Origin of the sequence: Streptomyces marokkonensis (assembly GCF_039539045.1) — a bacterium.
GTDB classification, from domain to species: domain Bacteria; phylum Actinomycetota; class Actinomycetes; order Streptomycetales; family Streptomycetaceae; genus Streptomyces; species Streptomyces marokkonensis.
In genome coordinates, this window is record NZ_BAABCQ010000069.1 from 1 (window position 1) to 11510 (window position 11510).

The following is an 11510-nucleotide window of genomic DNA, read 5'->3' on the forward strand; positions in this document are numbered from 1 at the left end:
GGGCAGGGGGCGGGAGATGCGGTGGTGACGCAATTGTTAGCACGGCGGACGTCCGACGGGACGCCGACAGGGCAGCAGGCCGGCGCCCGACGGAACCGGTCCGGGGCGGTTGGGCATGGTCGGGCCCGTCAGACCCAGGTGTCCAGCCACATCCGCGACCGCCAGTCGCTCATCGGGATCGGGGTGCCGGTGTAGATCGGCCAGAAGTAGATGAAGTTCCACGCGATCAGCAGCACCAGCACGCCCGCCGCCGTCGCCCCCGCGACCCGCCGGGTGTCCCCGCAGCCCGGCCGGCCCGCGATCGCCCCCAGCAGCATCGCCACCGCCAGGCACAGGAACGGCAGGAAGACGACGGCGTAGAAGAGGAAGATCGTGCGCTCCTGGTAGAAGAACCAGGGCAGATAGCCGGCCACGACGCCGCAGGCGATGGCACCCGCGCGCCAGTCGCGGCGGAAGACCCAGCGCCACAGCACGTACAGCAGCGCGAAGACGCCCACCCACCACAGCAGCGGCGTGCCGAGCGCCAGCACCTCGCGGGCGCACTTCTCACCCGCGTCGGCCGGGCAGCCGTCCGAACCGGCCGCCGGCGACTCGTAGAAGTAGGAGACCGGACGGCCCAGGACGATCCAGCTCCACGGGTTCGACTCGTAGGTGTGCGGCGACGTGAGGTGGGTGTGGAACTCGAGGACCTGCGACTCGTAGTGCCACAGGCTGCGCCACCAGTCCGGGAAGAGCCACGACCAGGAACTGTCCTTGCCGTCGGTCGCCGCCCAGTCGCGGTAGTAGCCGCCCGTGCCGTCGGCGGAGGAGAAGATCCAGCCCAGCCAGGACAGGACGTACGTGACGAGCGCGACCGGGACCGTCGACAGGAACGCCCAGCCCAGGTCGTACCGCAGCACCGCCCGACGCGGCCGGTGCGCGCCCGCGACCCGGCGGGTGCCGACGTCCCACAGCACGGCCATCACGCAGAAGGCCGCCATGATGTACAGGCCGTTCCACTTGGTGGCCGCGGCCAGGCCCAGCATCAGCCCCGCCGCGAGCCGCCACGGCCGCCACCCGAAGCGGAACGTCTCGGCGAGGTGTGCGTCCGGACGGACCCGGCCGTCGGCGTCCACCGGCAGCGCGGCGGCGATCTTCCGGCGGGCCCAGTCGCGGTCGGCGACCAGGCAGCCGAAGGCCGCCAGCACGAAGAACATCAGCACGCTGTCCAGCAGCGCGGTGCGGCTCATCACGAAGTGCAGGCCGTCCACCGCCATCAGCGCGCCCGCCAGGCAGCCGAGGAAGGTCGAGCGGAACAGCCGGCGGCCGATCCGGCACAGCAGCAGCACCGACAGCGTGCCGAGCAGCGCCGTCATGAACCGCCAGCCGAACGGGTCGAACCCGAACAGCAGCTCGCCCAGCCCGATGACGTACTTGCCCACCGGCGGATGCACGACGTACGCAGCGTCCGTCGGGATCGGGACGTCGCCGCCCGAGTTCAGGATCAGGTCGTTGGCGTTCTTCTCCCAGTTGACCTCGAAACCGCGGTGGACCAGCGCCCAGGCGTCCTTGGCGTAGTACGTCTCGTCGAATATCACCGCCTTCGGGCTGCCCAGGTTCCAGAACCGCAGCACGCCCGCCAGCAACGCCACGAGCAGCGGTCCGCCCCAGGCCGACCAGCGCACGATCCGGTCGGCCGGCGTCTTGGACAGGCCGAGGAAGGCCCACAGGCGCGGGCCGGGGCGCGTGTACGGCGGCACCAGCCGGTCGCGGACGTCGTCGGCCGCGGGCGGTGCCGTGTAGCCGAAGCGGCGCAGCCGCTGCTGCCAGGTGGGCCGCTGGTCGGGCGGGGCCTGGTCCTGCCGGGTGTCCGTGGAGGACGCGGTACTGGTCACCGCGCCATCGTAGGGAACCGTACTGTGCACGTCCCGCGCATGCCCCGGACCGGTCGGACGCGTCCTCGTCCGTCCGCCTCCGCGAGGACGTCCGCCCGCACCTCGGGCGATCTGCGCCCGCGCGCCTCGGGCGATCTCCGCCCCGCACCTCGGCGATCTCCGCCCGCGCTTTGAAGGATGTCCGTCCGCTCCTGGGAGGATGTCCGTCCGCTCCTGGGAGGATGGGGGCGTGACTGGAACCCTTGTACTCGCGGGCACCCCCATCGGCGACGTCCGGGACGCCCCGCCGCGACTCGCCGAGGAACTGGCCGGCGCGGACGTCGTCGCCGCCGAGGACACCCGGCGGCTGCGCCGGCTCACCCAGGCGCTCGGCGTCACACCCAAGGGGCGTGTCGTGTCGTACTTCGAGGGCAACGAGTCCGCCCGTACGCCCGAGCTGGTCGAGGAGCTGGCGGGCGGCGCGCGGGTGCTGCTCGTGACCGACGCCGGCATGCCCTCGGTGTCCGACCCCGGCTACCGGCTGGTCGCCGCCGCCGTCGAACGGGACGTCCGGGTCACCGCCGTGCCCGGCCCGTCCGCCGTACTCACCGCGCTCGCCCTGTCCGGACTGCCGGTCGACCGGTTCTGCTTCGAGGGCTTCCTGCCGCGCAAGGCCGGCGAGCGGCTCTCGCGGTTGCGCGAGGTCGCCGGGGAACGCCGGACCCTCGTCTACTTCGAGGCCCCGCACCGCCTCGACGACACCCTGGCCGCCATGGCCGAGGTCTTCGGCACCGACCGGCGGGCAGCCGTCTGCCGGGAACTGACCAAGACCTACGAGGAGGTCAGGCGCGGTCCCCTCCGGGAACTCGCCGAGTGGGCCGCCGAGGGGGTGCGCGGCGAGATCACCGTCGTCGTCGAGGGCGCCCCGGAAAAGGGGCCCGAGGAGTTCGGCGCCGAGGAACTGGTGCGCAGGGTGCGGGTGCGCGAGGACGCCGGGGAGCGGCGCAAGGAGGCGATCGCCGCGGTGGCCGCGCAGGTGGGCGTGCCCAAGCGTGAGGTGTTCGACGCGGTGGTGGCGGCGAAGAACGCGGGGGCCTGATCCGGCCGCTCTTGACTCGTTCCTGACCTCCGTGGCCGCTCCGTCAAGGGCACCCCAAATCGGCTCAAACACTCGGCAGATCCCGTGCGCTCCCGCCGCTGGAGGAGTCCACTGGAGGAAGGAGCACGAGGAACGGCCAGCGACCGAGGGAGCCGGGATGAGCACGAGTGAGAACGCGGCGCGGACCGGACTGCGCGCCGGTGCCACCGCCGTCGTCCACGAGTCGTACTCCTTCGCCTGCATGCGCTGCGGCAGCGGTTGGGAGCAGTCCTTCGAGATCGAGCACCACAAGGCCGGTGACGGCCACGAGTTCGTGCTCTACGTCGCGGACGGCCGCGTCGTGCCCTCCCCGCTGACCCGGCCGACCTGCGCCAACTGCGACAACCACGTCGTACGGATCATGCGGCCGGGGCGGGTCGCCTCGATACGCGGTACCGGGGCCGGACAGCGGCACCGGGTGCCGCCGGCCGGACCGCTGGAGGTTCCGGTGGTGCCGGACGCCGTGCCGGCGCCCTCGGTGGAGCGCCGGCACTGGCACCTCGCCGACCTCCTGCACGCCCTCCACCTCCACCGCCGGGCGAGCTGACCCCGCCGGGGCCCGCATGACCTTTCGTAGGATCGGGGCATGCCTTCGAATGCCGTCCCGGGCCGGTCCGACAAGAACGACGCGCCTCCGCTCCCCGAACCCCTCCGGGTGCCGGTCGCCGACTCGCACACCCACCTCGACATGCAGTCGGACACGGTGGAGGAGGGCCTCGCCAAGGCCGCGTCGGTCGGTGTCATGACGGTCGTCCAGGTCGGCTGCGACCTCGCGGGCTCACGCTGGGCGGCCGAGACGGCGGCGACGTACGACGCCGTGCACGCCACCGTCGCCCTGCACCCGAACGAGGCGCCGCGAATCGTGCACGGGGACCCCGACGGCTGGTCGAGGCAGGGGGCGCGCGAGCCCGGCGGGGACGAGGCGCTCGACGACGCCCTCGCCGAGATCGACCGGCTGGCCGCGCTCCCCCAGGTCAAGGGCGTCGGAGAGACGGGCCTCGACCACTTCCGCACCGGCCCCGAGGGCAAGGCGGCCCAGGAGAGGTCCTTCCGCGCCCACATCGAGATCGCCAAGCGGCACGGCAAGACCCTGGTCATCCACGACCGCGACGCCCACACCGACGTCCTGCGCGTCCTCAAGGAGGAGGGCGCCCCCGAGCGCACCGTCTTCCACTGCTACTCGGGCGACGCGGAGATGGCCGAGATCTGCGCCCGCGCCGGGTACTACATGTCGTTCGCCGGCAACGTCACCTTCAAGAACGCCCAGAACCTGCGCGACGCTCTCGTCGTGGCCCCGCCGGAGCTGGTCCTGGTGGAGACCGACGCGCCGTTCCTGACGCCGGTGCCCTACCGGGGGCGGCCCAACGCGCCCTACCTGGTGCCGGTCACGGTGCGTGCCATGGCCGATGTGCGGGGCGTGGACGAGGACACGCTGGCGACGGCCCTGGCCGCGAACACCGCCCGCGCCTTCGGCTACTGAGGAGCGGCTCGACACGCAGCGTATGTACTTCGCTTTGTGGAGCGACGGACGCTCCGCCAGGTTCTGGGGGCCCGATCCGGCAGCCCGATCCGGCCCCCTGGCGCGTGTCGGCGTGAGCAGAACGCGGTTCCGCACGAGACGACGCACGAGACGTGCGAGGCGGACCCGCCGTACGAAGGGCGGGCCGCGTGCCTGCACACGGAGGTGGTGCGCGAACCTCTCCCGCAGGTCGTGCTGGTCGGCACCCGTACCCGGCCGGAATCCGTGCGGGCGCCGACCACCTGGACTGGCGGGGCCTGGCCTGTACCAGTTCGACACCGCCACTGCGGGGCACGGGTGGAGGAGTGACCGGCGGCGCCCCGGCAGCCCGATGGGCCGTAACCCGGCACCCGGCGTCCCGTCCTGCCGTGTCCGACCCCGTCCTGCCGTGTCCGGCCCCGTCCTGCCGTGTCCGGCCCCGTCCTGCCGGGTCCCGCGGCGGCCGGCGCACGGCCCGGCCGTCCCCCGCCCGTCCCCGGCTACCCTTGCGGGGTGAGCAGCCCCACCTCCGACGCCCTCCTGGGTCCCGCCGACGTCCGCGAACTCGCGGCAGCGCTCGGCGTACGCCCCACCAAGCAGCGCGGCCAGAACTTCGTGATCGACGCGAACACGGTCCGCCGTATCGTCCGCACCGCCGAGGTACGCCCCGACGACGTGGTGGTCGAGGTGGGACCGGGTCTCGGCTCGCTCACCCTGGCCCTGCTGGAGGCCGCCGACCGGGTCACCGCCGTCGAGATCGACGACGTCCTCGCCGGCGCCCTGCCCGCCACCGTCGCCGCCCGGATGCCCGAGCGCGCCGGCCGTTTCGCGCTGGTCCACTCCGACGCCATGCAGGTGCGGGAGCTGCCGGGTCCCGCACCGACCGCGCTGGTCGCCAACCTGCCGTACAACGTGGCCGTGCCCGTCCTCCTGCACATGCTCGAGACCTTCCCGAGCATCGAGCGCACCCTCGTCATGGTCCAGGCCGAGGTCGCCGACCGGCTCGCCGCCGGGCCCGGCTCGCGGGTGTACGGCGTGCCGTCCGTCAAGGCCAACTGGTACGCGGAGGTCCGCCGGGCCGGCTCCATCGGCCGAAACGTCTTCTGGCCCGCGCCCAACGTCGACAGCGGGCTCGTCTCACTCGTCCGGCGCAGTGAGCCGCTGAGGACCACCGCGTCCAGGCGCGAGGTCTTCGCCGTCGTCGACGCCGCGTTCGCCCAGCGCCGCAAGACCCTGCGGGCCGCCCTCGCGGGGTGGGCCGGTTCGGCGGCGGCCGCCGAGGCCGCCCTCGTCGGCGCGGGGGTGTCGCCGCAGGCGCGCGGAGAGTCACTGACCGTGGAAGAGTTCGCGCGTATCGCCGAGCGTCGTATCGCCGAACACGAGGAGTGACGAGCAAGTGAGCGTGACGGTCCGCGTCCCCGCCAAGGTCAACGTCCAGCTCGCGGTCGGCGCCGCCCGCCCCGACGGTTTCCACGACCTGGCCAACGTCTTCCTCGCCGTCTCCCTGTACGACGAGATCACCGCGACCCCCTCACCGGACGGCCCGCGCGTCACCTGCGAGGGCCCGGACGCCGACCAGGTCCCCCTCGACCGGACCAACCTCGCGGCCCGCGCCGCCCTCGCCCTCGCCGAGCGGTACGGGCGCGAGCCCGACGTGCACCTGCACATCGCCAAGGACATCCCCGTGGCCGGCGGCATGGCGGGCGGCAGCGCCGACTGCGCGGGCGCGCTGGTCGCCTGTGACGCCCTGTGGGGCACCGGCGCCTCCCGCGCCGAGCTGCTCGAGATCTGCGCCGAACTGGGCAGCGACGTGCCGTTCAGCCTGGTCGGCGGGGCGGCGCTCGGTACCGGGCGGGGCGAGAGGCTGACCGCGCTGGAGGTCGGCGGCGACTTCCACTGGGTGTTCGCGCTGGCCGCGCGCGGGCTGTCCACCCCGGCCGTCTTCCGCGAGTTCGACCGGTTGGGAGAGGGGCTGGACATTCCGGAGCCGGTCGCCGCGCAGCCCGTGCTCGACGCTCTCGCCAAGGGCGACACCGCCGCACTCGCCGTCGCCGTCACCAACGACCTCCAGCCGGCCGCCCTGTCGCTCTTCCCCGAGCTGTCCGACACCCTCGCGGCGGGGCGGGCGGCGGGTGCGCTGGCGGCCCTGGTCTCGGGCTCGGGACCGACGACGGCCTTCCTCGCCACCGACGCGAGGTCGGCGTCCGACATCGCCGGGGTGCTGCGGGCGTCGGGTACCTGCCGTGACGTGCGTACGGCGGTGGGGGCGGTGGCGGGGGCGACGGTGGTCTGAGGGGGCTCGGTCGGGGTCAGAGCTCGTCGATGGCGGTCAGGTCGATGTCGATGGAGTAGGGCTTGTCGACCTTGATCCGTTCACGGTGCATGCCCATGTGTACATAGGCGTTGGTCATCGGATCGAGTTCGTATACGTGGATGATGGGCCTGCCGCCTGATCCGCCCTGCTCGACGCGCCAGAAGTTCGCGATTCCCGCAGCCGCGTACTTCTGCGGCTTCGTCGTGCGGTCACGCGATTCCGAATCCGGGGAGACGACCTCAATGGCGAGGAGGACGTCCTTCGCCGCATAGCTCGTCTGGCCCGGCCCGGTGATGGCGTCGGTTCGGATGACGCTCACATCGGGCTCGGGGCCGTTGTGCTGATCGAGGATGATGGTCATCTTTCGTTTGACCCTGAAACCCGGCGGCACGAACTGCCGAAGGCCACTGACCAGAAGGTCGATCGCGTCGGCGTGAAAGGCGCGCTGCGGACTCACGAAAACCAGGCTCCCGTCGATCAGCTGGGTGTGCGGCGGGAGATCAGGCAGTGTGAACAGGTCGTCCACGGTGTAACCGTCCACGGGCGGCACAGGCCACTGCTGGCGGCGGCGGTGCTCTACGGACTCGGCGGTCATGGTTCCTCCCATGGACGGGGATCCTGCTGCCTGCTCCCCACCGTAGCCGGACGGTCCGACATGCGTCACCACAAAGAGTGACGAGCCCCGTCCGCGTCACCCCGCCCCCCGAAGGGCCTACGCTGGAAGGCTGATCGTCCCCCAGTCAGGAGAGAAATGGCCGTCAACCTGGTCAATGTCGAGAACGTCACCAAGGTGTACGGCACCCGTGCGCTCCTCGACGGCGTGTCCCTCGGCGTATCCGAAGGCGACCGCATCGGTGTCGTAGGCCGTAACGGCGACGGCAAGACGACCATGATCCGGATGCTCGCCAAGCTGGAGGACCCGGACACCGGCCGCGTCACCCACTCCGGCGGGCTGCGGCTCGGCGTCCTCACCCAGCACGACTCCCTCGACCCCGAGGCCACCGTCCGCCACGAGGTCATCGGCGACCTCGCCGACCACGAGTGGGCGGGCAACGCCAAGATCAGGGACGTGCTGACGGGACTCTTCGGGGGGCTCGACATGCCGGGCTTCCCGCAGGGCCTGGACACCGTCATCGGCCCGCTCTCCGGCGGCGAGCGGCGCCGGATCGCGCTCGCCAAGCTGCTCATCGACGAGCAGGACCTCGTCGTCCTCGACGAGCCCACCAACCACCTCGACGTCGAGGGCATCGCCTGGCTCGCCAAGCACCTGCGCGAGCGCCGCTCCGCGCTCGTCTGCGTCACCCACGACCGGTGGTTCCTCGACCAGGTCTGCACCCGCATGTGGGACGTGCAGCGCGGTGACGTCTTCGAGTACGAGGGCGGCTACACCGACTACGTCTTCGCCCGTGCCGAGCGCGAGCGCATCGCCGCCACCGAGGAGACCAAGCGGCAGAACCTGGTCCGCAAGGAGCTGGCCTGGCTGCGGCGCGGCGCCCCCGCCCGCACCTCCAAGCCCCGCTTCCGCGTCGAGGCCGCCAACGAGCTGATCGCGGACGTGCCGCCGCCCCGGGACAGCAGCGAGCTGATGAAGTTCGCGTCGTCGCGGCTCGGCAAGACCGTGTTCGACCTGGAGGACGTGACCGTCCAGGCCGGTCCCAAGGTGCTGCTCAAGCACGTCACCTGGCAGCTCGGCCCCGGCGACCGCATCGGCCTCGTCGGTGTCAACGGCGCCGGCAAGACCTCCCTGCTGCGGGACCTCGCGAACGCCGCGTTCAGCGACGGGGAGGAGCAGCCCGCGGGCGGTCACGTCAAGGTCGGCAGGACGGTCAAACTGGCCTACCTCTCCCAGGAGGTCGCCGAACTCGACCCGACCTGGCGGGTGCTGGAGGCCGTGCAGCGCGTCCGCGAGCGCGTCGACCTCGGCAAGGGCCGCGAGATGACCGCCGGGCAGCTGTGCGAGATGTTCGGCTTCGGCAAGGAGAAGCAGTGGACGCCGGTCGGCGACCTGTCCGGCGGTGAGCGGCGGCGGCTCCAGCTGCTCCGCCTCCTCATGGACGAGCCCAACGTCCTCTTCCTCGACGAGCCCACCAACGACCTCGACATCGAGACCCTGACCCAGCTGGAGGACGTACTCGACGGCTGGCCCGGGTCGATGATCGTCATCTCCCACGACCGGTTCTTCGTCGAGCGCACCACCGACCGGGTCTTCGCCCTGCTCGGCGACGGCGCGCTGAGGATGCTGCCGCGCGGCATCGACGAGTACCTGGAGCGCCGCAGGCGGATGGAGGAGGCCGCCGCGGCCAGTGCCCCGGCGGCAGCGGTGAAGCCGGCCGCGGAGGTGCCCGAGAAGAGCGCCGCCGACGTGCGCGCCGCCAAGAAGGAGCTCCAGAAGGTCGAGCGGCAGCTGGACAAGGTCTCCGAGAAGGAGACGAAGCTGCACGCGCGGATCGCCGAGAACGCGACGGACTTCGCCAAGGTGGCCGAGCTCGACGTCGAGCTGCGCGAACTGGCCGGTCAGCGCGAGGAGCTGGAGATGCGCTGGCTCGAACTGGCGGAGGACGCCTGACTCTGGCCGAAACCGTACGGATACCGGGCGCACGCCGCGTGCAGGGGACGTGAAGGCGCGTAACAGAGGCATCACGGGCCGGTTCTCCCTTGGGTACAGGGGCGGACGCGGCCCGGTGTGCTGTCGTGCCCGGGTGATAGAAAGGCCGTCCGAGAACTGTCTGAGTGACTGCCGTTCAACGACTTCGAGGCCAGCGCGTACCTCGGGTCGTGGCGAGAAACAGTAGTAATAAGGGGGAACGCGCTGATGAGCCAACCGCCCAACCAGCCGCCGCAGCCGGGTGGCTTCGGAGCGCCGCAGGATCCACCGCCGGGAGGCTTCGGGGCCCCGACCCCGCCGACCCCGCAGGGTCCGCCGTCCGGTCCGCCGCCGCAGCCGGGGTACGGATATCCGCAGCAGCCGGGGCCGTACGGCCAGCCGCAGCCGGGGCAGCCGGGGCAGCCGCAGCCGGGGCAGCCGGGGCCGTACGGCCAGCAGCCAGGACCGTACAACTCCGGCCCGTACGCCGCCCAGCCGCAGCAGCCCGGCCCCTACGGCGGGCAGCCGGGCTACGGCTATCCGCAGCACCAGTTCCCGGGCGCGCCCGGCGCCCCGCCGCCCGGCGGTTCCGGCTCCCGCAACCCGTTCAAGGGCAAGCCGGCCCTGGCGATCGGTGCCGCGGTCGCGGCCCTGCTCGTCATCGGCGGCAGTGTGTGGGCGGTCACCGCGACCGGCGGTGACGACAAGGACAAGAAGCCCGTCGCCGGCAAGAGCGACGACCCCAAGCCCTCCGGCTCCGGCGGCGCCCCGGTCAACCCCGGTGACGGCAGCGGCGACGGCGGTGAGGACCCCGACGACCTCAACGAGGGCCGCCGGGCCGGGGAGTCCAAGGTGCTCTGGTACAAGGAGGCGCCCGACGCCCCCGGTTCCGGCGCCGACGCCCCTGGCATGTGGGTCACCGGCGACACCGCCGTGAAGGCGGCGTACAAGCAGGTCTTCGCCTACGGCGTCGGTGACGGCAAGCCCGCCTGGGACCCGATCACCTTCCCGGAGGAGATCTGCGCGGTCACCCCGCAGAAGACGGCCGCGGACAAGATCGTCGTCGTCCACATGAGTGGCTCCAGCGACCGCGCCAAGTGCAACCAGATGCAGGAGATCGACCTCGCCACCGGCGCGAAGGGCTGGAAGGAGGAGGTCGACGACGGAGAGCTCTTCGACACCACCCTCTCCGTCGAGCTGAACGTCAGCGGCGACATCATGATGGTCGGCCGCTCCCAGTCCGGCACCGCCTACGACGTCACCAGCGGCAAGAAGCTGTACGACAAGAAGCGGTACGGCGACGCCTGCTTCCCCGCCGGGTTCGCGACCGGGCCGAAGAGCATCGTCCAGGTCGCCTCCTGCGGTGCCGGCGGCAACAACGAGCACGACGAGGTGCAGGGCCTCGACCCGAAGACCGGCAAGGTCCTGTGGACCTACAAGTACGAGAAGGGCTGGCGGGTCGAGCGCGCCTACTCCGTCGACCCGCTCGTCGTCTACGCCACCAACGAGGACAAGAAGGTCTGGAACATCTCCACCTTCACTGCCAAGGGCAAGGTCCTCGAACAGGTCGCTGTCGACGAGGACTTCGCCCCCGAGTGCGGCTGGGCCATCCTCGACCGCGACCTCCAGGGCTGTGAGGGCGTCGCCGTCGCCGCGGGCACGCTCTACCTGCCGACCGAGGCGACCACCGGCGCCAACGAGATCGTCGCGATCGACCTCGCCACCGGCAAGGAGAAGTGGCGCGCGAAGTCGCCCGTGGACGAGTCGATGATCCCGATGAAGGTCGAGGGCGACCAGCTCATCGCCTACGTGCAGCCGTCCTACGACGCGGGCGGCCAGATCGTGTCGATCGCGACCGGCGGCGACAGCCACGAACCGGCCAAGCTGCTGCAGAACCCGCAGGGCGTCGCGGAGATCGAGAACAGCTTCTACTCCAAGGACATCGACTGGGTCGACGGGCGGTTCTACATCTCCACCACCCGCCTGACCGGAAACGACGAGTCGAAGGAGAAGTTGATGCTCGCCTTCGGCAAGTGACCTTCTTCTTCCGTTCCGTTCGTTCCATTCCGCTCGTTCGGTTCGTTCGGTTCATTCGGTTCGTACGCTCCGTACGCCCTGTCCGG

At 71.7% G+C, this 11510-nt stretch carries 9 protein-coding genes; 7 read left to right on the top strand and 2 right to left on the bottom strand.

What is annotated here, in order from left to right; genetic code table 11:
- Positions 1–128: 128 nt before the first annotated feature.
- Positions 129–1874, bottom strand: coding sequence for a dolichyl-phosphate-mannose--protein mannosyltransferase (locus ABEA26_RS18595; protein WP_345593652.1), 1746 nt, complete (start codon positions 1872–1874; stop codon positions 129–131).
- 229 nt (positions 1875–2103) lie between these two features.
- On the opposite strand from ABEA26_RS18595, the gene rsmI reads away from it, so the two are divergent.
- The 5 genes from rsmI (at position 2104) to ABEA26_RS18620 (ending at position 6782) form a co-directional block, all read left to right on the top strand.
- Positions 2104–2952: a 16S rRNA (cytidine(1402)-2'-O)-methyltransferase gene (gene rsmI, locus ABEA26_RS18600; RefSeq protein WP_345593653.1), complete on the top strand. Its 849-nt coding sequence runs from the start codon at positions 2104–2106 to the stop codon at positions 2950–2952.
- 157 nt (positions 2953–3109) lie between these two features.
- A complete protein-coding gene (locus tag ABEA26_RS18605) occupies positions 3110–3538 on the top strand; it encodes a hypothetical protein (RefSeq protein ID WP_345593654.1) in 429 nt (142 codons plus the stop codon).
- Between the two features lie 39 nt (positions 3539–3577).
- Positions 3578–4471, top strand: a complete 894-nt coding sequence (locus ABEA26_RS18610) for a TatD family hydrolase (RefSeq protein WP_345593656.1) — start codon at positions 3578–3580, stop codon at positions 4469–4471.
- 531 nt (positions 4472–5002) lie between these two features.
- Entirely contained in the window at positions 5003–5878 is an 876-nt protein-coding gene (rsmA, locus tag ABEA26_RS18615; RefSeq protein ID WP_345593658.1) for a 16S rRNA (adenine(1518)-N(6)/adenine(1519)-N(6))-dimethyltransferase RsmA, read from the top strand.
- Between the two features lie 7 nt (positions 5879–5885).
- Entirely contained in the window at positions 5886–6782 is an 897-nt protein-coding gene (locus ABEA26_RS18620) for a 4-(cytidine 5'-diphospho)-2-C-methyl-D-erythritol kinase (protein WP_345593660.1), read from the top strand.
- Between the two features lie 16 nt (positions 6783–6798).
- Here ABEA26_RS18620 and ABEA26_RS18625 read toward each other — a convergent pair whose 3' ends face one another.
- The gene (locus ABEA26_RS18625) at positions 6799–7398 is read right to left on the bottom strand and encodes a Uma2 family endonuclease (RefSeq protein WP_345593661.1); all 600 of its coding nucleotides are present in this window, start codon (positions 7396–7398) and stop codon (positions 6799–6801) included.
- Between the two features lie 156 nt (positions 7399–7554).
- Here ABEA26_RS18625 and ABEA26_RS18630 point away from each other — a divergent pair, with 156 nt between their 5' ends.
- Both ABEA26_RS18630 and ABEA26_RS18635 read left to right on the top strand, forming a co-directional pair.
- On the top strand, positions 7555–9369 hold the full coding sequence (locus ABEA26_RS18630; protein WP_345593663.1) for an ABC-F family ATP-binding cassette domain-containing protein: 1815 nt from the start codon (positions 7555–7557) through the stop codon (positions 9367–9369).
- A gap of 246 nt (positions 9370–9615) precedes the next feature.
- A complete protein-coding gene (locus ABEA26_RS18635) occupies positions 9616–11424 on the top strand; it encodes an outer membrane protein assembly factor BamB family protein (protein ID WP_345593664.1) in 1809 nt (602 codons plus the stop codon).
- Positions 11425–11510: the final 86 nt, after the last annotated feature.

Excerpts from the sequence above, each read along its gene's own strand:
- ABEA26_RS18605 (WP_345593654.1), top strand. The coding sequence starts at position 3,110 with ATGAGCACGAGTGAGAACGCGGCGCGGACCGGACTGCGCGCCGGTGCC.
- ABEA26_RS18610 (WP_345593656.1), top strand. The coding sequence starts at position 3,578 with ATGCCTTCGAATGCCGTCCCGGGCCGGTCCGACAAGAACGACGCGCCT.
- ABEA26_RS18625 (WP_345593661.1), bottom strand. The coding sequence starts at position 7,398 with ATGACCGCCGAGTCCGTAGAGCACCGCCGCCGCCAGCAGTGGCCTGTG.
- ABEA26_RS18630 (WP_345593663.1), top strand. The coding sequence starts at position 7,555 with ATGGCCGTCAACCTGGTCAATGTCGAGAACGTCACCAAGGTGTACGGC.
- ABEA26_RS18635 (WP_345593664.1), top strand. The coding sequence starts at position 9,616 with ATGAGCCAACCGCCCAACCAGCCGCCGCAGCCGGGTGGCTTCGGAGCG.